The sequence below is a fragment of the Streptomyces sp. NPDC049954 genome, assembly GCF_040656295.1.
Taxonomy (GTDB): Bacteria; Actinomycetota; Actinomycetes; order Streptomycetales; family Streptomycetaceae; genus Streptomyces.
Genome location: NZ_JBFALS010000005.1, coordinates 297,094 through 318,800 on the forward strand (window position 1 = coordinate 297,094; position 21,707 = coordinate 318,800).

At 71.3% G+C, this 21,707-nt stretch carries 17 protein-coding genes and 1 pseudogene; 1 reads left to right on the forward strand and 17 read right to left on the reverse strand.

Features of this window, described 5'->3' with window-relative positions:
* Positions 1-230 precede the first annotated feature (230 nt).
* The 5 genes and pseudogenes from AB0J21_RS13250 to AB0J21_RS13270 all read right to left on the reverse strand — a co-directional run.
* On the reverse strand, positions 231-1,817 hold the full coding sequence (locus tag AB0J21_RS13250) for a Na+/H+ antiporter (RefSeq protein ID WP_363145994.1): 1,587 nt from the start codon (positions 1,815-1,817) through the stop codon (positions 231-233).
* A gap of 206 nt (positions 1,818-2,023) precedes the next feature.
* On the reverse strand, positions 2,024-2,536 hold the full coding sequence (locus AB0J21_RS13255) for a GNAT family N-acetyltransferase (RefSeq protein ID WP_363145995.1): 513 nt from the start codon (positions 2,534-2,536) through the stop codon (positions 2,024-2,026).
* A 48-nt stretch (positions 2,537-2,584) separates the two neighbouring features.
* Positions 2,585-3,526, reverse strand: a complete 942-nt coding sequence (locus AB0J21_RS13260) for an RluA family pseudouridine synthase (RefSeq protein ID WP_363145996.1) — start codon at positions 3,524-3,526, stop codon at positions 2,585-2,587.
* A gap of 71 nt (positions 3,527-3,597) precedes the next feature.
* Positions 3,598-4,170: a signal peptidase II gene (gene lspA / locus AB0J21_RS13265; RefSeq protein WP_363145997.1), complete on the reverse strand. Its 573-nt coding sequence runs from the start codon at positions 4,168-4,170 to the stop codon at positions 3,598-3,600.
* Positions 4,171-4,420: 250 nt separating this feature from the next.
* Positions 4,421-4,957 (reverse strand): annotated as a pseudogene (locus AB0J21_RS13270) (TraR/DksA family transcriptional regulator); the annotation flags it as partial.
* A 663-nt stretch (positions 4,958-5,620) separates the two neighbouring features.
* On the opposite strand from AB0J21_RS13270, the gene ileS reads away from it, so the two are divergent.
* Complete coding sequence (gene ileS / locus AB0J21_RS13275; protein ID WP_363145998.1) at positions 5,621-8,764, forward strand: isoleucine--tRNA ligase; 3,144 nt, start codon at positions 5,621-5,623, stop codon at positions 8,762-8,764.
* Positions 8,765-8,921: 157 nt separating this feature from the next.
* On the opposite strand, the gene AB0J21_RS13280 is transcribed toward ileS, so the two are convergent.
* The 12 genes from AB0J21_RS13280 to murF form a co-directional block, all read right to left on the reverse strand.
* A complete protein-coding gene (locus AB0J21_RS13280; RefSeq protein ID WP_363145999.1) occupies positions 8,922-10,271 on the reverse strand; it encodes a DivIVA domain-containing protein in 1,350 nt (449 codons plus the stop codon).
* Positions 10,272-10,317: 46 nt separating this feature from the next.
* A complete protein-coding gene (locus AB0J21_RS13285) occupies positions 10,318-10,602 on the reverse strand; it encodes a YggT family protein (protein ID WP_363146000.1) in 285 nt (94 codons plus the stop codon).
* Positions 10,603-10,667: 65 nt separating this feature from the next.
* On the reverse strand, positions 10,668-11,279 hold the full coding sequence (sepF, locus tag AB0J21_RS13290; RefSeq protein WP_363146001.1) for a cell division protein SepF: 612 nt from the start codon (positions 11,277-11,279) through the stop codon (positions 10,668-10,670).
* A 126-nt stretch (positions 11,280-11,405) separates the two neighbouring features.
* Complete coding sequence (locus tag AB0J21_RS13295) at positions 11,406-12,125, reverse strand: YggS family pyridoxal phosphate-dependent enzyme (RefSeq protein ID WP_363146002.1); 720 nt, start codon at positions 12,123-12,125, stop codon at positions 11,406-11,408.
* Positions 12,126-12,131: 6 nt separating this feature from the next.
* The gene (gene pgeF, locus AB0J21_RS13300; RefSeq protein WP_363146003.1) at positions 12,132-12,860 is read right to left on the reverse strand and encodes a peptidoglycan editing factor PgeF; all 729 of its coding nucleotides are present in this window, start codon (positions 12,858-12,860) and stop codon (positions 12,132-12,134) included.
* Complete coding sequence (ftsZ, locus tag AB0J21_RS13305) at positions 12,857-14,077, reverse strand: cell division protein FtsZ (RefSeq protein WP_363146004.1); 1,221 nt, start codon at positions 14,075-14,077, stop codon at positions 12,857-12,859. The genes pgeF and ftsZ overlap by 4 nt, the downstream gene beginning before the upstream one ends.
* A 290-nt stretch (positions 14,078-14,367) precedes the next feature.
* Complete coding sequence (locus AB0J21_RS13310; RefSeq protein WP_363146005.1) at positions 14,368-15,183, reverse strand: FtsQ-type POTRA domain-containing protein; 816 nt, start codon at positions 15,181-15,183, stop codon at positions 14,368-14,370.
* A 38-nt stretch (positions 15,184-15,221) separates the two neighbouring features.
* On the reverse strand, positions 15,222-16,316 hold the full coding sequence (gene murG / locus AB0J21_RS13315; RefSeq protein ID WP_363146006.1) for an undecaprenyldiphospho-muramoylpentapeptide beta-N-acetylglucosaminyltransferase: 1,095 nt from the start codon (positions 16,314-16,316) through the stop codon (positions 15,222-15,224).
* A 6-nt stretch (positions 16,317-16,322) separates the two neighbouring features.
* Positions 16,323-17,744 carry a putative lipid II flippase FtsW gene (gene ftsW / locus AB0J21_RS13320; protein WP_363146007.1) on the reverse strand — a complete coding sequence of 474 codons (1,422 nt, stop codon included), beginning with the start codon at positions 17,742-17,744 and terminating at the stop codon, positions 16,323-16,325.
* A 59-nt stretch (positions 17,745-17,803) separates the two neighbouring features.
* Positions 17,804-19,237, reverse strand: coding sequence for a UDP-N-acetylmuramoyl-L-alanine--D-glutamate ligase (gene murD, locus AB0J21_RS13325; RefSeq protein WP_363146008.1), 1,434 nt, complete (start codon positions 19,235-19,237; stop codon positions 17,804-17,806).
* Positions 19,219-20,289: a phospho-N-acetylmuramoyl-pentapeptide-transferase gene (gene mraY / locus AB0J21_RS13330; RefSeq protein WP_363146009.1), complete on the reverse strand. Its 1,071-nt coding sequence runs from the start codon at positions 20,287-20,289 to the stop codon at positions 19,219-19,221. Before mraY ends, murD begins: the two co-directional genes overlap by 19 nt.
* Complete coding sequence (gene murF, locus AB0J21_RS13335) at positions 20,286-21,707, reverse strand: UDP-N-acetylmuramoyl-tripeptide--D-alanyl-D-alanine ligase (protein WP_363146010.1); 1,422 nt, start codon at positions 21,705-21,707, stop codon at positions 20,286-20,288. The genes mraY and murF overlap by 4 nt, the downstream gene beginning before the upstream one ends.

Sequence of the window (21,707 nt, forward strand, 5' to 3'; positions counted from 1 at the left end):
CCGACACCCCACCAGGCCGTTGCGATTTCTCCCCGCCACGCCTCAACCCCCGCTCAGCCCCGTTGAGTTGAGGGTATACCGCACTCCTCGGACAGGAGCGGGTCACCGCGTCGCCGAAACACAACCGGTACCGGGGGCGTACCGCGGGGCACGGGGAAGGGGTGAGGGCCCGGCCGCCTCGGCGGGCGGCCGGGCCCTCACCCCTTCCGGAAGGAGGCGGCGGACGCGGCTCAGTGCAGGCTGCGCACGTCCAGCTGCCGCAGCACCCGGTCTACGACCTCGGGATCGGCCCCGGCCTCGTTGCGTGCCGACAGCACCTCGTGCCGGGCGGCCGACATCATCTCGCGCTGGACCTGGCGGTAGGCCTTGACGCGTTCGGCGCGTTTGGTGAGGTACTCGCGGCGTTCGTCGTCCATCAGCTCGGGGCTGATCCTGGCCCCGATGTCGAAGGCCCCGCGCTGGAGGCGTTCGATCACGTCGTCCGGCAGGTCCTCGATGCCGTCGATCTCCTTGAGCCGTCGCCTGGCCGCCTTGGCCGCGCGGATCGCCAGATCGTGCTCGATGCGCCGCTCGGCGTCGGTGTCGGCCTTCACGCCGAGGCGGCGCACCAGCCAGGGCAGGGTGAGCCCCTGGACGACGAGGGTCGCCATGATGACGCAGAACGCGATGAACACGATCTCGTCGCGGGCCGGGAAGGCGGATCCGTCGTCCGTCTCCAGCGGAATGGCCAGGGCCAGCGCGACGGAGGCCACCCCGCGCATCCCGGACCACCACATGACGACGGTCTCGCGCCAGTTGGACGGGATGTCCTCGTCGACGTCGCGTTTGCGGTGCAGCTTGAGGGCGAGCCAGCCGGCCGGCAGCAGCCACAGCAGGCGTACGACGATGACGACCCCGGCGACCGCCGCGCCCCAGCCGAGCATCTTCCCCTCGTGGCCCGCGGCGGTGCCGAACACGTTGTGCAGTTCGAGCCCGATGAGCCCGAAGGCGACCCCGGTCACGAGGGTGTCGACGATCTGCCAGAAGGTCTGCCCGGTGATCCGGCCCAGGACGTCGTCGGCGTCGAGCGCGTACTCCGCGAGGAAGAGCGCCGTGGTCAGCACGGCGAGCACCCCGGAACCGTGCAGCTCCTCGGCGAGTACGTAACTGATGAAGGGCACCAGCAGGGTCAGCCCGGTCTGGAGCGTCGCGTCGCCGAGCAGGTCGATGAGCTTGGAGGCGATCCAGCCCAGGGCGAGCCCCACGGCGACGGCGACGACGGCGGACAGGAAGAACAGGCCGATCGCGGAGGGCAGCGAGAAGCTGCCGCCCACCGCCGCGCCGATCGCCACGTGGTACAGCACGATCGCGGTGACGTCGTTGAACAGCCCCTCGCCCTCCAGGGTGGAGACGAGCCTGCGGGGCAGGCCGAGGGAGCCGGCGACGGCGGTCGCGGCGACCGGGTCGGGCGGGGCGACGAGCGCGCCGAGCGCGACCGCGGCGGCCAGCGGCAGCCCCGGCACGATGCTGCTGGCGACGGCGGCGACCGCGGCGGTCGTGACGAAGACGAGCGCGACCGCGAGCAGGAGGATGGCCCGCTTGTTCGCCGCGAACTGCCGCCAGGACGTGCGTTGCACCGAGGCGTAGAGCAGGGGTGGCAGCACCAGCGGCAGGATGAACTCCGGCGGCACCTCGACGTTGGGCACGAAGGGCAGCAGCGCCAGGACGACGCCCAGGAGCGTCATCAGCACCGGCGAAGGCAGCCCCAGCCGGTCCCCGAGCGGCACCGTGAGTACGGCGCCGAGCAGCAGCAGCATCAACAGCGCCAGTTGATCCACGGCGGGGGCCTCCTAGGGAGCCGGGGGCGGACGATCAACGCCTCAGGGGTCGCGGACCCCTGGGGGCTGTCCGGCGGATCATGGCCGGACACCCCCTAACCCTGCCATGGGCATCCCTTTACCCGGCCACTGGGTGCCGTGGCCCACGCCGGATCCCACGCCGGTGCCTCGGCGGACGGCCCCGGCCGCTCGCACCGCCGGCGGCCTCAGCCGCCCGCGCCGCCCACCGGCTTGCGCATCGCCCGGTGGTCGATCCCGGCGTCCAGGAACTCCGGTCCGTAGGCGCGGTAGCCGAGCCGCTCGTAGAAGCCGAGCGCGTGCGTCTGGGCGTGCAGGTCCACGGCGGTGAGCCCGCACGCGGCGGCCGCCTCCTCCAGGGCGCCGACCACGGCCGCGCCCACCCGGGAGCCCCGGGCCACGCGGCGCACGGCGAGCCGCCCGAGGGAGCCCACCGAGGGGTCGCCCCCCGTACGGTCCGCGGCCTCGGGGCCGTACAGCAGCCGCCCGGTGCCCAGCGGCGTCCCGTCCTCGGTCACGGCGAGGACGTGCACGGTGCTCGCTGCGGGCGCGTCGAACGCGTCGTACTCCAGGTCCTCGGGGACGCCCTGCTCGGCGACGAAGACCTCCTTGCGGACCGAGAAGCACGCCTCCCGGTCCGCGGCGTCCTCGGCGACACGTATCGCGTACGGCGTTCCGTCCTTCAGGCTGTGGCTGCTCACGCCGCCCCTTCCGTTCCGCTTCGTTCCTTGTGCGCCCCGGGGAGGGGCTCAGGCGCTCTCGGCCCGGACCCGGTCCAGCGCCCGCTGGAGGTCCTCGGGGTAGGAGCTGCTGTACTCTACCCACTCGCCGTCGCCGGGGTGGGTGAAGCCGAGACGCACGGCGTGCAGCCACTGGCGGGTCAGCCCCAGCCGCTTGCCGAGCGTCGGGTCGGCCCCGTAGGTGAGGTCCCCGACGCAGGGGTGGCGGTGCGCGGACATGTGGACCCGGATCTGGTGCGTACGCCCCGTCTCCAGCTTCACGTCGAGCAGGGAGGCGGCCCGGAACGCCTCCATGAGGTCGTAGTGCGTCACGGAGGGCTTGCCCTCGGCGGTGACGGCCCACTTGTAGTCGTGCTGGGGGTGGCGGCCGATGGGCGCGTCGATGGTCCCGGAGGTCGGGTCGGGGTGCCCCTGCACGAGCGCGTGGTAGCGCTTGTCGACCGTACGGACCCGGAACTGCTGCTTGAGCGAGGTGTAGGCGCGCTCGGACTTGGCGACCACCATGAGCCCCGAGGTGCCGACGTCGAGGCGGTGCACGATGCCCTGGCGCTCGGCGGCGCCCGAGGTGGAGATCCGGTAGCCCGCGGCGGCCAGCCCACCGATGACGGTGGTCCCGCTCCAGCCGGGGCTGGGATGCGCGGCGACGCCGACCGGCTTCATGATCACCACGACCTCGTCGTCGTCGTGGACGATCTCCATGCCCTCGACGGGTTCGGCGACGATCTGGACGGGGGCGGGGGCCTGCGGCATCTCGACCTCCAGCCAGGCCCCGCCGTGCACCCGTTCGGACTTGCCGACCACGGACCCGTCGACCTGCACCTTCCCGGCCGCGGCCAGCTCGGCGGCCTTGGTGCGGGAGAAACCGAACATGCGCGAGAGGGCGGCGTCTACGCGCTCGCCCTCCAGGCCGTCCGGTACGGGCAGGGTGCGGACCTCGGGAATCGTGCTCACCCGTCGAGTATGCCGGACGGGTGACACGCCCCGTCCCGCGCCGGGTGCGAGCGGACCGCCCGGAGGACCACTCAGTCCTTGTGCCGGGTCCCGTCCGGGTCCAGTCCGCGGAAGGACAGCAGCACGATCAGGATGCCGCCGCACACGATCGCCGAGTCGGCGAGGTTGAACACGGCGTAGCCCTTGGGGGCGATGAAGTCGATCACCGCACCGCGGAAGACGCCGGGCGAGCGGAAGATCCGGTCGGTGAGGTTGCCCAGCGCGCCCCCGAGCAGCAGCCCGAGCGAAATGGCCCAGGGCAGGCTGTAGAGCTTCCTGGCCAGCCGCGCGATGACGAGGATCACGGCGGCCGCGATGATCGTGAAGACCACCGTGTACGCCTCGCCCATGCTGAAGGCGGCTCCGGAGTTGCGGATGACGCCGAAGGTCAGCCAGTCGCCGATGACGTGCACCGACGCGTGCCCCTCCAGCTGCGCGACCACGACCAGCTTGCTGATCAGGTCGAGCAGATAGGCGAAGGCGGCCACGGCGAAGAGCGCGGCGATCTTCCGCCGCCCCTTCGGCGCCTCCTGCACCGCTTCCCCGTCCGGCTCCTGCCGTTCCGGGGTGTCCGGCGTACCGATGGTGCGCTCCACCTCTGCCACGTGACGTCCTCAAGCCCTGGTTACCCGATGGGGACGAGGGTACGGCAAGAACCCGCGGGCCCGGCCGACAGCCGCCGCCCGGACCGCCCTCGCCGGGTCGGGCACGTGCGCGCACGAACACGCGGGCCACGGCTCACCCTGCCCGACGTCAAAGCCGACGACGTCCGTGCGCCCGCGAACACGCGGCCCCCGGCCGACCCAAGAAGCACGGGCACACTCCGGGAGCCCCCGACCGGCCAGGGCCTCCCGGTCAGCCGCGTCGCTCCTGCTTCTGCTTGCAGTCCACGCACAGGGTGACGTGCGGGAACGCCTGCATGCGGGCCTTTCCGATCGGCTTCCCGCAGCTCTCGCAGACGCCGTAGGTGCCCGCGTCCATGCGGCCGAGCGCCCGCTCGGTCTGCTCCAGCCGCTCGCGGGAACTCGCGGCGAGCGACATCTCGTGCTCGCGCGTGATGTTCTTGGTCCCGGTGTCGGCCTCGTCGTCGCCCGCGCCGTCGGCGGAGTCCCGCATCAGTCCGGCCAGCGCCTCCTCCGCCGCGTCGATCTCGGCGCGCAGCCGGGTGACCTCGTCCTCCAGGCCCTGCCTCGCCTCACCGGCCTCCTCGGCCGTCCAGGGGTCCTCCCCCGGCCGCACCGCGAGGTCCTCCGGGCCGGGCGCTCCGCCGCGTGTCGGGGGCACGATCTCCTCCGTAGCCGTCCCTGTCCCGGCTGTCCTGGGGGTCTCGGGGTTCTTCTTCGCAGCCACTGTGGGGGCTCCCGTCTTCAGCGCGGCCGCCGCCGCTCGTGTGGGGCCGGCCGCCGGAGAACCAGCGTCCTTCCCCTTGCGGATATTCCTCTGCTCTTCGCGTGCCGGTTCTCGTCCGGCGGTCCTGCTCGCCACCATGACCGGGGCCCCTCACATTCCGTGATGTCGCACGCGAATCGTGCTCGGACGATAAATCGACACGCCGTCGGCGGCAACGGGGCACGCCGCCGGAACCCTTCCGCTCCCGGTGGGGAGGGGGCGGGCCCTCAAGCGTTGTGCCCAGCTCCCCGGCGGGTAACCGTCCGTGTCGGCGCACGCCGGGCGCACCCCCGGGGGCCTCGGCATTCGGCGCAGCCGAGGCGGCCCGCCGGCTCCGGGGACGTACGGCAAAAGCGGTCGCGGGCCACCCCGCCGCGCCCCGTACACTGGCCGCAGCGAGAAGCGAGGATGGGACGAGTAGCGGCGCAAGCGGCCACGAGCGACCCGGGGACGGTGGGAGCCCGGGGGTGCGCGCGACGTGAAGATCACCCCGGAGCCGCCGGAGGAAAGCCCCGCCGGAAGGCGCGGGCCGTAGAACCGGTTTCGCTGCCCCAATGAGGGGGTCGAGGGCCAGCAGGTCACCGGCCAAGGAGGGTGGTACCGCGGGAGCGAAACGGCTCTCGTCCCTCCGACGGAAGCCAGCAGTCCGCCGGAGGAGAACCCCCGATGACGCCGCCGCAATACCACCAGGTACCCGCCCAGGTCGATCTGCCCGCCCTCGAACACGAGGTGCTCACTTTCTGGAGCGAGCGGAAGATCTTCGCGAAGAGCCTCGCCCAGTCCGAGGGCGGTCCCGAGTGGGTCTTCTACGAGGGCCCGCCCACCGCCAACGGCATGCCGGGCGCCCACCACATCGAGGCCCGCGTCTTCAAGGACGTCTTCCCGCGCTTCCGCACGATGCGCGGCTACCACGTCGGCCGCAAGGCCGGCTGGGACTGCCACGGCCTGCCGGTCGAGCTGGCCGTCGAGAAGGAACTCGGCTTCAGCACCAAGAAGGACATCGAGGCGTACGGGATCGCCGAGTTCAACGACCGGTGCCGCGAGTCGGTGACCCGGCACACGGACGCCTTCACCGAGCTGACCGAGCGCATGGGCTACTGGGTCGACCTCGACGACGCCTACCGCACGATGGACCCCGAGTACGTCGAGTCGGTGTGGTGGTCGCTCAAGGAGATCTTCTCCAAGGACCTCCTGGTCCAGGACCACCGGGTCGCGCCCTGGTGCCCGCGCGACGAGACCGGCCTGTCCGACCACGAGCTGGCGCAGGGCTACGAGACGGTCGTGGACCCCTCGGTGTTCGTGCGTTTCCCGCTCACCTCGGGTCCGCTGGCCGGTGAGGCGGCGCTGCTGATCTGGACGACGACCCCGTGGACCCTGGTGTCCAACACGGCGGTCGCGGCCCACCCGGACGTGACCTACGTGGTCGCGACCGACGGCAACGAGCGGCTCGTCGTCGCCGAACCGCTCCTGGAGAAGGCGCTCGGCGAAGGCTGGGAGGCGACCGGACAGCGGTTCACGGGCCGCGAGATGGAGCGCTGGACCTATCAGCGCCCCTTCGAGCTGATCCCCTTCGACGCCCCCGCGCAGTACGTCGTCAACGACGGGTACGTGACGACCGAGGACGGTACGGGCCTGGTCCACCAGTCCCCCGCCTTCGGCGAGGACGACCTGCGGGTGTGCCGCTCCTACGGCCTCCCGGTGGTCAACCCGGTGCTGTCCGACGGCACCTTCTCCCCCGAGGTCCCGCTCGTGGGCGGCCAGTTCTTCAAGAAGGCCGACGAGGACCTGGTCGCCGACCTCAAGGCGCGCGGCGTCCTCTTCCGGCACCTCCCCTACGAGCACAGCTACCCGCACTGCTGGCGCTGCCACACCGCACTGCTCTACTACGCGCAGCCCTCCTGGTACATCAGGACCACCGCCGTCAAGGAGCGGCTGCTGGAGGAGAACGCGAAGACCAACTGGTACCCGGACTCCGTCAAGCACGGCCGGTTCGGCGACTGGCTCGACAACAACGTCGACTGGGCCCTGTCCCGCAACCGCTACTGGGGCACCCCGCTGCCCATCTGGCGCTGCGCGGACAACCACCTGACGTGTGTCGGCTCGCTGGCCGAGCTGAGCGAGCTGACCGGCACCGACCAGTCGGGGCTCGACCCGCACCGCCCCTTCATCGACGAGGTCACCTTCGCCTGCCCGGACTGCGGACAGACGGCGACCCGGGTGCCCGAGGTCATCGACGCCTGGTACGACTCGGGGTCGATGCCCTTCGCGCAGTGGGGCTACCCGTACAAGAACAAGGAGGTCTTCGAGGAGCGCTACCCGGCGCAGTTCATCTCGGAGGCCATCGACCAGACCCGCGGCTGGTTCTACACGCTGATGGCGATCGGCACCCTCGTCTTCGACAAGTCGAGCTACGAGAACGTCGTGTGCCTCGGTCACATCCTGGCCGAGGACGGCCGGAAGATGTCCAAGCACCTGGGCAACACGCTGGAGCCCATCCCGCTCATGGACCAGCACGGCGCGGACGCGGTGCGCTGGTTCATGGCGGCCGGCGGCTCCCCGTGGGCGGCCCGGCGCGTGGGACACGGCACGATCCAGGAGGTCGTTCGCAAGACGCTCCTGACGTACTGGAACACGGTGGCCTTCCAGGCGCTGTACGCCCGCACCGCCGGCTGGGCGCCCTCCGCGGCCGACCCGGCCCCGGCCGAGCGCCCGCTGCTGGACCGCTGGCTGCTGTCCGAACTGCACGCGCTGACCGGGGGCGTGACCGAGGCGCTGGAGGACTACGACACCCACCGCGCCGGGAAGCTGCTCTCCGCCTTCGTCGACGACCTCTCCAACTGGTACGTGCGGCGTTCGCGGCGACGCTTCTGGCAGGGTGACGCGGCGGCGCTGCGCACCCTGCACGAGGTCGTGGAGACGGTGACGCGGCTGATGGCGCCGCTCGTGCCGTTCATCACCGAGCGGGTGTGGCAGGACCTGGTCGTCCCGGTCGCCCCCGACGCGCCCGAGTCGGTGCACCTGGCGAGCTGGCCGGAGGCCGACCGCTCGGCGGTGGACCCGGAGCTGTCGAAGCAGATGGCGCTCGTGCGGCGGCTCGTGGAGCTGGGCCGGGCCACCCGCGCCGAGTCGGGCGTCAAGACCCGTCAGCCGCTGTCCCGCGCGCTGGTCGGCGCGGGCGGTTTCGAGTCGCTCTCCCCCGAACTGCGCGCGCAGATCACCGAGGAGCTGAACGTGTCCTCGCTGGCCTCGCTCAGCGAGGTCGGCGGCTCCCTCGTCGACACCTCCGCGAAGGCCAACTTCCGTGCCCTGGGCCGGCGCTTCGGCAAGGGCGTGCAGGCGGTCGCGAAGGCCGTGGCCGACGCGGACGCGGCGGCCCTCTCCCTCGCGCTGCGGGAGGGCACGGCCTCCGTGGAGGTCGACGGGGAGACGGTGACGCTCTCCCCCGAGGAGGTCGTCGTCACCGAAACCCCGCGCGAGGGCTGGTCGGTGGCCTCCGACTCCGGGGCGACGGTGGCGCTCGACCTGGAGATCACCGAGGAGCTGCGCCGGGCGGGCCTCGCCCGGGACGCGATCCGGCTGATCCAGGAGGCGCGCAAGAACAGCGGCCTGGACGTCTCGGACCGCATCGCGCTGCGCTGGCAGGCGAAGGACCCGGAGGTCGCCCACGCCCTGACCGAGCACGCGGGCCTGATCTCCGACGAGGTCCTGGCGACCGACTACGCGCAGGGTGAGGCGGACGCCGGGTACGGAGAGCCCTTCCTGGACGAGGCCCTGACCCTGAGCTTCCGTCTGCGGCGGGACGCGAAGTAACCCGAGATCCACGAAGGCCGGTGGCCACTCCCTGGGGAGTGGCCACCGGCCTTCGTCGTTCTCGCCCCGCTCGGCGCGGGCGACGCGAAGGGCCCCGGGGCGAACCCCGGGGCCCTTCGCGGAATGCGTGCCGACGCCTACCGGCGCGGGTGCGCCGTCAGTTGTCGTCCTCGTCGATCAGGAAGCCCCGCATGGGAGAGGGGGCCTGCTGCATCGGCTGCGGAGCCTGCGGCCGCACCGGGGCCATCGGCTGCGTCATGGCCGGCGACATCTGCTGCTGGCCGCTGCCGTACGAGGGGCCGGAGGACGGGCCGTTGCCCATGCCAGGACCGTTGTGGCCGCTGCCGTAGGAGGGCGCGCCGGCCCCCGCGGGAGCCATCGACGGCGCCGGGGACGGCGGCAGCGAGGGCGCGGAAGACGCTCGCGGCGGAGCCAGCGAGTCGTCGGCCTGCGTCTCCAACTGCCGCAGCTGCGACTCCAGGTAGGACTTCAGCCGGGTGCGGTACTCGCGCTCGAAGCCGCGCAGGTCCTCGACCTTGCGCTCCAGCGTGGCGCGGGCGGACTCCAGGGAGCCCATCGCGACGCGGTGCTTCTCCTGCGCGTCCCGCTCCAGCGCGTCGGCCTTCGCCCGGGCGTCCCGCTCCAGACCCTCGGCACGGCTGCGCGCCTCACCGACGATCTTGTTGGCCTCGGAACGCGCCTCGGCGATCGCCTGGTCGGCGGTCTGCTGAGCGAGCGAGAGAACCCGGGCCGCGCTGTCGCCGCCGGGGCCCTGCCCCTGCTGCGGCATCTGCGGGCCGCCGTGGCCGAGCGGGCCGACCATCTGTCCCTGCTGGTGCTGCATCGGACCCTGGCCCATCGGGCCGGGACCCTGCTGACCCATCGGACCGCCGGGGCCCTGCTGACCCATGGGGCCGGGACCCTGCTGACCCATCGGGCCCTGACCCATCGGGCCGCCGGGGCCCTGCTGGCCCATCGGACCCGGGCCCTGCTGACCCATGGGGCCGGGACCCTGCTGACCCATCGGGCCGGGACCCTGCTGACCCATCGGACCCTGACCCATCGGGCCGGGGCCCTGCTGGCCCTGCGGACCGTGCCCACCGGGGCCCGGGGGCAACTGCGGGGCGCCGGACGGCAGCTGGGGCGGGCCACCCATGTGCTGCTGCTGGCCCGGGTGCTGCTGCTGGTGCTGACCGGGGTGCTGCTGCTGCGGAGGCTGCTGCTGCCCGGGCTGCACCGGCTGCGGTCCCGATATGGCGGCGGGCACCGGTCCCTGCTGCCGATCCTGCTGCTCGGGAGGCTTGCGCATGTTCTGCTGCTGGTTCTGCGCGGCCGCCCGCGTGGCGGCGGCGAGTTTGGCCCGGAGGTCCTCGTTCTCGCGCAGCAGCCTGGTCAGTTCGGCCTCGACCTCGTCGAGGAAGGCATCGACCTCGTCCTCGTCATAGCCTTCTCGGAGGCGGACGGTTGTGAACTGCTTGTTCCGCACGTCCTCGGGGGTCAATGGCATCTCTTCACCTCAACGTAGTCGTCGGCATTCGGCAAGACCGTATCGTTCACAGCCAACTCACGACGGAGATCAGGATGTAGACGATGATCATTAGTACGAAGAAGGACAGGTCGAGCGCCACGCCCCCGAGACGCAACGGCGGGATGAACCTCCGCAGAAGCTTGAGCGGTGGATCAGTGACAGTGTAGGCGGCCTCAAGAACGACCACCATCGGCTTGCCTGGTTGCCATGAGCGGGCGAACTGGAACACGTAGTCCATGACGAGCCGGAAGATGAGCACCAGGAGAAAACACATCAGCGCGATGTAGAGCACATCCAGCACTACGCCCATGAGCGCTTCCCACTCCCCTGTCCTACGTGCTCGTTGTCCCGAGCCGCTTCGCTGCGCATCTGTTCTCAGCTCTGGTTGAAGAACCCGCCCTCTGCGATGCGAGCCTTGTCCTCCGCCGTGACATCGACGTTAGCAGGCGACAACAGGAAAACCTTCTGCGTCACCCGCTCAATGCTCCCGTGCAGACCGAAGACAAGTCCGGCCGCAAAGTCGACAAGTCGCTTCGCGTCCGTATCGTCCATCTCGGTCAGATTCATGATCACCGGGGTGCCCTCACGGAAGTGTTCCCCGATGGTACGGGCCTCGTTGTAGGTCCGCGGGTGCAACGTCGTGATGCGGTAGGGCTCCCGCTCGGAGACAACCTTGGGCATGATCACCGGTGCGTTCTTCTCCAGGCTCTGACGTTCGGGTGTGATGGATGCCACGGGGGCGATTCGCGCGGGTCGCCCGGATTCGACCGGTTGCGCGAGGGGTTCACGGGGAGCCGGAGGCTGTGCCACTCGTACCGGTTCGTCCGGAACGGGGGGCTGTTGATGCGGCGTGGAATGCCGCCTGCGGTCGCGCTCGGGCTCCGGCTCGGGCTCGAACTCGTCGTCGGGGTCGAACCCCGGGCCGTCGTACCCATCGTCCTCCACGAGGCCGAGGTAGACCGCCATCTTGCGCATCGCGCCGGCCATGCTCTGAGTCCTCCGCTCTGTGGTGGATCGACGAGGACCACCACGCCTGCGATCCACGCGGTCTGACCGCCTGTTTCGGCGGGAAATGACCATATTTTGTGCTGTGGTCCGACTTGCTTGGCGACGTTACCCGAGGGGGGGACGCGCGCCGAGTACCGCGCTGCCGATGCGCACATGTGTCGCTCCGGCCGCGACGGCCTCCTCCAGATCCGCGCTCATTCCCGCGGAGACCATGGTGGCAGCCGGATGCGCCGACCGCAGGACGCCCGCCAATTCCGCCAGTCGCCCGAAGGCGGCACGCGGCCGCCCCGCGAAGGGTCCGGCGAGCGGGGCGACCGTCATCAGCCCGGCCGGGCGCAGCCCTTCGGCCTCGGCGAGCCGGTCCGCCAGTTCGGCGACCTTGTCCGGGGCGACCCCGCCGCGCTCACCCCTGCCGCCGACTTCGGCGTCGAGGGCGACCTGGATCAGGCAGCCGATCTCCCGGCCCGCACGGACCGCCGCCGCCGAGAGGGCGGAGACGAGCCGGTCCCGGTCCACGGAGTGAACGAAGTCGGCGTACTTGACGACTGATTTGACCTTGTTGGTCTGAAGTTGTCCAACAAAATGCCATGTCAGGGGGAGGTCCGCGCTTTCGGCCGCCTTCGGCGCCGCGTCCTGGTCCCGGTTCTCCGCGACCTGGCGGACGCCGAGCCCGGCCAGCAGCCGGACATCGCTCGCCGGATAGGTCTTGGTGACCGCGATCAGGGTCACCTCCTCGCGGCCGCGACCCGCCGCCGCGCAGGCCTTGGCGATGCGTTCCTCCACCTTCGCCAGGTTCGCGGCGAGTTGTGCTCTACGGTCCGTCATGTCCCATCAGTCCAGCCATACATAGCCCGCGAGGCGACCGGTGACCCGGTCGCGGCGGTACGAGAAGTGATCCTGCGACTCCCGCGTGCAGTACGGCGAGCGTCGTACGTCGACTACCCCGAGATCGGCGAGTTGACCGAGCACCCCGGCGGCCACGTCGAGCGCCGGAGTGCCCCAGCTCGTCTCGGCGTACGCCGGGGGCGCCACGGCGGACACCTCGGCGCGCATCTCCTCGGGCACCTCGTAGCAGCGTCCGCACACGGAGGGGCCGGTGCGGGCCACGATCCGCTCGGGGCGGGCCCCGAGCGCGGTCATCGCCTCGACGGCCGCGGGTACCACCCCGGCGAGCAGGCCCGGGCGCCCCGCGTGCGCGGCCCCCGCGACCTTGGCCACCGGGTCGGCCAGCAGGACGGGGACGCAGTCGGCGGTCAGGACCGCGAGCGGCAGACCTCCCCGGCCGGTGACCACCGCGTCCACGGCGGGGACTTCGCGCTCCCCCCAGGGGCCGTCGACGACGGCGACCTCACGGCCGTGCACCTGGTTCATCCAGACGACCAGGCCCGGGTCGAGCCCGAGGGCCTGCGCGGCGCGCTCCCGGTTGACGAGCACGGCCTTCGCCGTGTCCCCCACGGCTCCGCCGAGGTTGAGCTCCTCGTACGGAACGGCGCTCACCCCGCCCCACCTGTCGGTGAAGGCGAAGTGCGCGCCGCTCGTGTTCTCGCGTTCCGCTATCACTTCAGGAAGTCCGGTACGTCCAGCTCCTCGGCCTGGCTGTCCTGGTAGGGACGGGCCGGGGGCACCGAGGGCTGCGGCACCTGCGGGACCGGGTTCTCGTTGACCGGCGCCGGCTCGGGCTCGGCCCGCACGGGGGTCGACTCCTCGCGCGGGGTGACGCTGCCGAGGCCGCCGAAGGCCGGGCGCGCGGGCTCCGCGGCACGGGCCGGGGGCTGCTCCTCGCGCTTGCCGGTGGAGGCGCCGATCACGTTGTCCCGCTTGGCCGGGGGCTGTCCCCCGTCGAAACCGGCGGCGATCACGGTGACCTTGACCTCGTCACCCAGGGCGTCGTCGATGACGGCGCCGAAGATGATGTTGGCCTCGGGGTGCGCCGCCTCGCTCACCAGCTGGGCGGCCTCGTTGATCTCGAACAGGCCGAGGTCGGAGCCGCCCGAGATGGACAGCAGGACCCCGCGCGCCCCGTCGATGGAGGCCTCCAGCAGCGGGGAGGAGATGGCGAGTTCGGCCGCGGCCACCGCCCGGTCGTCGCCGCGCGCCGAGCCGATGCCCATGAGCGCGGAACCGGCCTCGGACATGACGGACTTGACGTCGGCGAAGTCGAGGTTGATCAGACCGGGGGTGGTGATCAGGTCGGTGATGCCCTGGACACCGGACAGCAGCACCTGGTCCGCGGACTTGAACGCGTCCAGCACGCTGACCTGGCGGTCCGAGATGGACAGCAGCCGGTCGTTGGGGATGACGATGAGGGTGTCGACCTCTTCGCGGAGTTCGGCGATGCCGTCCTCCGCCTGGTTCGCGCGGCGCCGGCCCTCGAAGGTGAAGGGACGGGTGACCACGCCGATGGTCAGCGCGCCGAGCGAGCGTGCGATGTTGGCGACCACGGGTGCGCCGCCGGTGCCGGTGCCACCACCTTCGCCGGCCGTGACGAAGACCATGTCGGCCCCCTTGAGGACCTCCTCGATCTCCTCACGGTGATCCTCGGCGGCCTTGCGGCCGACGCCGGGGTTGGCTCCGGCGCCGAGTCCTCGGGTCAGTTCCCGGCCGACGTCGAGCTTGACGTCGGCATCGCTCATCAACAGGGCCTGAGCGTCGGTGTTGATCGCGATGAACTCGACGCCCTTGAGACCGACCTCGATCATCCGGTTGATGGCATTGACACCACCGCCGCCGACACCGATGACTTTGATGACTGCGAGGTAGTTCTGCGGTGCTGCCACGTCGAAGGCTGCCTCTCGCCTCGATTTACGTGTCGCCGCTCCGCCGCGAGGCGGGTGCGTCGACTGATGCCGAATTGGGGCGGTCCAAAGCGCCGACCCGAACCCTAACGCTGAAGTTTAGGGTTACCAGTGTGTCTGTTGCTGGAACTTCCATGACTGTTCCGAACAGGACACTAAGTCGACAAGTGGCGCACGTTCAACGAACACGCCGAACCTCCCGTTTTTCTTTTCACCCTATGTGATCAGCCGTCGCGGTGCCCACTCAGGGGGCTGGCCTGCGTTTTGTTCCGTCAACTACCCGAAACCGCGGGCGCGATGGGTACCGACACATCGAAGTGCCGCGCCTTGGGAGCTGCTTTCATGAGAGCGGTGAGTGCCCGGGCCTTCGCGCGGCCTTTTTCCCCGCTGCCCCACTCGACCGTTCGGCCGTCCTTCAACAGCAGCGTGACGGCGTCGTAGGAGCGGACCCTGACGGTGCGTACGCCGGGCGCGACCGAGGGTGGCAGGGCGGTGGCCACCCGGGCCGCCTCACTCAGCAGCCGGCCGGTTCCGAAGCGGCGCAGGCTCGGGGATTCACGCGCGTCGAGATCGAGCAGCGGAATGCCGCGCGGAGCCTTGCCCACCGTGGCGAAAAGCACTCCACGTGCGTCCACTTCGTCAAATTTTCCGCCCTTTTCCCGCAGCAGGACAGGTTTACGCTCCGTCACCGAGATGCGCAGCGAGTGCGGCCAGGAGCGGTCGATATCCACCGATTCGATACGGGGAAGAGCGCGCCGCGCATTCGCCGAAACCCGGTCGGTGTCGACGGAAATGAGCGGGGAACCGAGCCGGGCGCCGGCGGCGGCCCGCACCTCGGCGGGGGTGAGCACCTCGGTACCCGTGACGCTCACCTGACGCAGCCGCAGCCACGACGATCCGTACAGCGCCCAGACGACGCCCCCCACGAGGAGGACGAGGGCGGTGACCCACAGCACGAGCCGCCACCGTACGCGTGGCAGGCGACGACGGGGAGCGGGTCCGGGCGGGTTCTCGTCCTGCGGACCCGGTCGCGGCGGGCCGAAGTCCGTACGTCCCGTGCCGCCCTGGGCGGTGCTCGCTCCGGCCACGCTCCCTGTCGCCTCCTGTGTACGGGGGCCGTGGCCCCTCAGTGGTTCCTGCGTGCCGCGATCGCTTCGTAGACCATGCCGACGAGCAGGTCGTCGGCGTCGCGGCGGCCGAACTCCGAGGCCGCGCGGGACATCTCGTAGAGCCGGTGCGGGCTGGAGAGGACCGGCAGCACCTGGGAGGTGACCCATTCCGGCGTCAGTTCCGCGTCGTCCACCAGGAGTCCGCCGCCCGCCTTGACCACCGGCTGGGCGTTGAGCCGCTGTTCGCCGTTGCCGATCGGCAGCGGTACGTAGGCGGCCGGCAGCCCGACGGCGGAGAGTTCGGCCACGGTCATCGCGCCCGCACGGCACAGCATCATGTCGGCCGCGGCGTACGCGAGGTCCATCCGGTCCACGTACGGTACCGGGATGTACGGCGGCATCCCGGGCATGTTGTCGGCGCGTGGCAGCTCGTTCTTCGGGCCGACCGCGTGCAGCACCTGGATTCCGGAGCGCTGGAGCAGCGGGACGACGCGCTGGACGACCTCGTTGAGGTGGCGGGCGCCCTGGGAGCCGCCGGAGACCAGGAGGGTCGGCAGGTTCTGGTCGAGGCCGAAGGCGGCGCGGGCCTCGGGCCGCATCCTGGCCCGGTCCAGGGTGGCGATCGAGCGGCGCAGCGGGATGCCGATGTAGCGGGCGCCGCGCAGTTTGCTGTCCGGGGTGGACACCGCGACACCCGAGGCGTAGCGGGAGCCGATCTTGTTGGCGAGGCCGGGGCGGGCGTTGGCCTCGTGCACGACGATCGGGGTGCCGGTGCGCTTGGCGGCGAGGTAGCCGGGCAGCGCGACGTAGCCGCCGAAGCCGATCACGCAGTCGGCCTTGGTCCGCTCGATGACCTGCTCGGCGGCCTTGATGGTGCCGCGCAGCCGGCCGGGGACCGTGATCAGTTCGGGGGTGGGCTTGCGCGGCAGCGGAACGGCCGGGATGAGCGCGAGTTCATAGCCGCGCTCGGGCACCAGCCGGGTCTCCAGACCCCGTTCCGTGCCCAGCGCCGTGATCCCCACGGTGGGGTCCTGCCTGCGCAGGGCGTCCGCGAGGGCGAGCGCCGGCTCGATGTGGCCGGCGGTCCCCCCACCGGCGAGTACGACATGCACCGAAATTCACCGCTCTCCGGACGTACGCGCCGAGGAGGCGCGCCGTCGCATCGTGTTCCATCTCACCGCGAACCGCTTGCGGCCGAAGCCGGGCCCGCGTCGTGCCAGGGCCGCTCGCGCAGCGGGCTCGTCGCGTGCGAAGGCGATCAGCAGCCCGATGGCGAACATGGTCGGCAGCAGGGCGGAGCCCCCGTAGGAGAACAGCGGGAGCGGGACCCCGGCGATCGGCAGCAGCCCGAGCACCGCACCCAGATTGATGACGGCCTGGGCCGTGATCCAGGTGATCACACCTCCCGCGGCATACCTCACGAAGGGGTCCTCCGTGCGTCCGGCCACGCGGATACCCGCATAGCCTAGAGCCGCGAACAGACCGAGTACCGACAGCGTCCCCGCGAGGCCGAGTTCCTCCCCGGTGACGGCGAAGATGAAGTCGGTGTGGGCTTCGGGGAGTTGACCCCATTTCTCCACACTGGCGCCGAGGCCGGAGCCGAACAGGCCGCCGGAGGCGAGGGCGTACAGCCCGTGCACCCCCTGCTGGCACTTGTCACCGAACGCGGTCGGGTCGGTGCTGCCCAGGCACGCGAAGCGGGCCATGCGGTTGGCGCTGGTCTTGATCAGGACGACGCCGAGCAGGCTGACGAAGGCGAGCACTCCGGCGAACATCCGGGTGGGGGCGCCCGCGAGCCACAGCAGTCCGAACAGGACGGCGGTGAGGATCATCGCCGTCCCCATGTCCCCGCCGATCATGATGAGCCCGAGCAGCACGAAGGTGACCGGCACGAGCGGTACGAGCATGTGCTTCCACTGGTTGAGCAGCCGCTTCTCGCCCTTGCGGGCGAGCAGGTCGGCACCCCACAGGACGAGGGCGAGCTTGCCGAACTCGGAGGGCTGCACCTGGAAGAAGCCGAGCGAGATCCAGTTCTGGTTGCCGTTGATCTCATGCCCTATGCCCGGCACCTGAACCAGGGCCATCGCCGCGATCGAGCCGACGAGCAGCGGGTAGGCCAGGGCGCGGTGCAGCTTGACGGGCATCCGGGCGGCGATCACCAGGAGCACCCCGCCGAGGACGGCGGCGGTGAGCTGCTTGCGGAAGAAGAAGGAGCCGGAGAGCCCGTAGTTGAGGGCGGTGATGACGGAGGCCGAGTAGACCATGACCAGGCCCAGCACGATGATCAGCAGGCTCGCGCCCAGGATCACGTAGTAGGCCGTCAGGGGCCGGTCCCAGGCGCGGCGCAGCCGCTCGAACAGCCGGCGCAGCGGGTTGTCCCGGGCCGGCCGGGGCGCCCCGGCCGCCGCGGGCTTGCGCTCCGGTGCCTTGCGGGGCCGCCCGGCGAGGGCGCCGCCCCGCAGGGCGAGTCCCTCGGTGGGTGGCCGGTGGGCCCGTGCGGAGCTGTAGCGCCCGCCCGGGGCCGTGCGGTCGACGGCCATCGTCGCTGTCCCCTCCAGTCGTCCTGGCGCGGACCGGCCCGGCTGCGGGCCGGTCCGGTTCAGTCGCCTTCGGCAGCGGTGTCCAGTGCGCGGACCGCGTCGGCGAAGACGTCTCCACGCACGAGGTAGTTCGTGAACATGTCCATCGAGGCGCAGGCCGGGGCCAGCAGGACCGTGTCGCCCGGCAGAGCGAGCCCGGCCGCTTTCCGGACCGCCTCGGACATCGCCCCAGTGTCGGTCCGGTCGAGGTCGACCACAGGCACTTGTGGGGCGTGTCGCGCGAGGGCTTCGCGGATGAGGTGGCGGTCGCGTCCCATCAGGATCACGGCGCGCAGCCGCTTCGCGGCACCTTGTACCAGTTCGTCGAAGGAGGCACCCTTGGCGAGTCCGCCGGCGATCCAGACGATCGGCTCGAAGGCGGCCAGGGAGGCTTCCGCGGCGTGCGTGTTGGTGGCCTTGGAGTCGTCCACGTACGTGACCGAGCCGATCTCGGCGACCCGCTCGATGCGGTGCGGGTCGGGCCGGAAGGCGCGCAGTCCCTCGCGTACGGCGGTGGCCGGGACGCCGTAGGCGCGCGCGAGGGCGGCCGCGGCGAGGGCGTTGGCGATGTTGTGCGGGGCCGGCGGGTTCACGTCCGTCAGCTCGGCGAGTTCCTGCGCCTGCTTGGCGCGGTCGGGCACGAAGGCGCGGTCGACGAGAAGGCCGTCGACGACGCCGAGTTCGGAGGGGCGGGGCGCGCCGAGCGTGAAGCCGACGGCGCGGCAGCCCTCCTCGACGTCGGCCTCGCGCACGAGCTGTTCGGTGGCCGGGTCGGCGAGGTTGTAGACGCAGGCGACCTGGTTGCCCTCGTAGACGCGGCCCTTGTCCGCGGCGTACGCGGCCATCGAGCCGTGCCAGTCGAGGTGGTCGGGCGCGAGGTTGAGCACGACCGCGGAGTGCGGGCGCACCGAGGGCGCCCAGTGCAGCTGGTAGCTGGAGAGTTCGACGGCGAGGACGTCGTAGGGCTCCTCGGCGAGGACCGCGTCGAGCAGCGAGACGCCGATGTTGCCGACGGCCGCGGTGCGCAGTCCGGCCGCCTCCAGGATCGCGGCGAGCATCCGTACGGTCGTGGTCTTGCCGTTGGTACCGGTGACGGCGAGCCAGGGCGCGGCGCCGGGACCGCGCAGCCGCCACGCGAGTTCCACGTCGCCCCAGACGGGGACGCCGGCGGCCGCGGCGGCCTGGAAGAGGGGCTTGTCGGGCTGCCAGCCGGGGGCGGTGACGACGAGTTCGGTGGACTCGGGCAGGCTCGCGCCGTCCCCGAGGCGGACCGTGATGCCCTCGGCCCGCAACTGCCCGGCCTGTTCGCGGCTGCGGGTGTCGTCCGCGTCGGTGACGGCGGTGACCCGGGCGCCCCGGGCGTGCAGGACGCGGGCCGCCGGCATCCCGGAGACCCCGAGACCGGCGACGACGACCCGCTTGTCCTGCCACCGCGTCACTTGTCGGCCGCCCATCCCGCGTAGAAGATGCCGAGTCCGACGATCACGCACATGCCCTGGACGATCCAGAAGCGGACCACCACGAGCACTTCGGACCAGCCCTTGAGTTCGAAGTGGTGCTGGAGCGGGGCCATCCGGAAGACGCGCTTGCGGGTCAGCTTGAAGGAGCCGACCTGGATCACGACGGACATCGTGATGAGGACGAACAGTCCGCCGAGCACCGCGATGAGCAGTTCGGTGCGGGAGCAGATGGCGAGGCCCGCGAGGGCGCCGCCGAGCGCGAGGGAACCGGTGTCGCCCATGAAGATCTTGGCCGGCGAGGTGTTCCACCACAGGAAGCCGAAGCAGGCGCCCATGAGGGCGGAGGCCACGACGGCGAGGTCGAGCGGGTCGCGCACCTCGAAGCAGGCCGCCGGGTTGGTCAGGCTCGCCGCGTTGGCGCAGGACTCCTGGAACTGCCAGATGCCGATGAAGGTGTAGGCGCCGAAGACCATGACCGAGGCGCCGGTGGCCAGGCCGTCCAGACCGTCCGTCAGGTTCACGCCGTTGGACATGGCCAGGATCATGAAGAGCGCCCAGACCACGAACAGGACGGGGCCGATGGTCCAGCCGAAGTCCGTGACGAAGGAGAGCTTCGTCGAGGCCGGGGTGTTGCCGCGCGAGTCGCCGAACTGGAGGGCGAGCACGGCGAAGGCGATGCCGACGATGAGCTGCCCGGCCATCTTGGCCTTCGCCCGCAGGCCCAGCGAGCGCTGCTTGACGATCTTGATGTAGTCGTCCAGGAACCCGACCAGGCCCATGCCCGTCATCAGGAACAGGACCAGCAGCCCCGAGAACCTGGGGTCCTCGCCGGTGATGACCTTCGTCAGGGCGTACGCGATGATCGTGGCCAGGATGAAGGCGATACCGCCCATCGTCGGCGTACCGCGCTTGCTGTGGTGCTCGCGCGGCCCGTCGTCCCGGATGAACTGGCCGTAGCCCTTGCGGGCCAGCAGCTTGATGAGCAGGGGGGTGCCGATCAGGGTCAGGAAGAGCCCGATGGCCCCCGAGAAGAGGATCTGCTTCATCGGCCGGCGGCCTCGCCCTCGGTGGCGTCCTCCAGCAGAGCTGCGGCCACCTTCTCCAGGCCGGCGGCCCGGGACGCCTTCACGAGCACGACGTCTCCCGGTCGCAGTTCACCGCGAACCAGGTCGATCGCCGCCTGTGCGTCGGACACGTGCACCGACTCCTCACCCCACGAACCCTCGTTGTATGCGCCCATTCGCAGCCAGGCCGCTTCCCTGCCGCCGACCGCCACGAGCTTGCTCACGTTGAGCCGGACGGCGAGCCGTCCGACCGCGTCGTGCGCGGCGAGCGCCTCGTCACCGAGTTCCGCCATCAGCCCGAGCACCGCCCAGGTCCGGCCCCCCTTGGCGCGGGAGGCCGAGCCCATCGCGACGAGCGCGCGCAGGGCGGCTCGCACGGAATCGGGGCTCGCGTTGTAGGCGTCGTTGACGATCGTCACGCCGTCGGGGCGCTCGGTGACCTCCATCCGCCAGCGGGAGAGGGACCGCGCCTCGGAGAGCGCCAGGGCGATCTCGTCGGCGGACATACCCAGCTCATGGGCGACGGCGGCGGCGGCGAGCGCGTTCGACACGTGGTGCTCACCGTACAGGCGCAAGGTCACTTCGCCGCACCCGGTGGGGGTGCGAAGGGTGAAGCCGGGGCGCCCGGTGTCCCCGAGCGTGACGTTCTCCGCCCGAACGTCCGCATCCTCCGATTCGCCGAAGAGGAGGACCCGTGCCCGGGTTCGGGAGGCCATGGCGCGTACGAGCGGATCGTCCGCGTTGAGTACGGCCAGTCCGTCCTCCGGCAGGGACTCGACCATCTCCCCCTTTGCCTGTGCGATCTGTTCCTTGCCGCCGAACTCCCCGATGTGGGCGCTGCCGACGTTGAGGACCACACCGATCCTGGGCGGGGTGAGCCCGGTCAGATAGGTGATGTGGCCGATGCCGCGGGCGCCCATCTCCAGGACGAGGTTGCGGGTCTCCTCGGTGACGCGCAGCGCGGTCAGCGGCAGCCCGATCTCGTTGTTGAGGTTGCCCGGTGGCCACACCGTCGGCCCGCTGCGGGACAGCAGTTGGGCGATGAGGTCCTTGGTGGAGGTCTTCCCGGCCGAGCCGGTCAGCGCGACGACGTTCGTGCCGAGGCGTTCCACGACGTGCCGGGCGAGGGCGCCCAGGGCGCCGACGACGTCCTCGACGACGATCGCGGGCACGCCGACGGGGCGGGTGGCGAGCACGGCCACCGCACCCTCGCGCACGGCCTGGGCGGCGAACTCGTGCCCGTCCACGCGCTCCCCGGCGAAGGCGACGAAGAGGGCGCCGGGTTCGGTCTCGCGGGAGTCGGTGACGACGGGACCGGTGACGGTGACGGCCGGGTCCGGTATGTCGTGCGTCTGCCCGCCGACGATGTCAGCGATCTCGGCGAGAGAGAGGGCGATCAC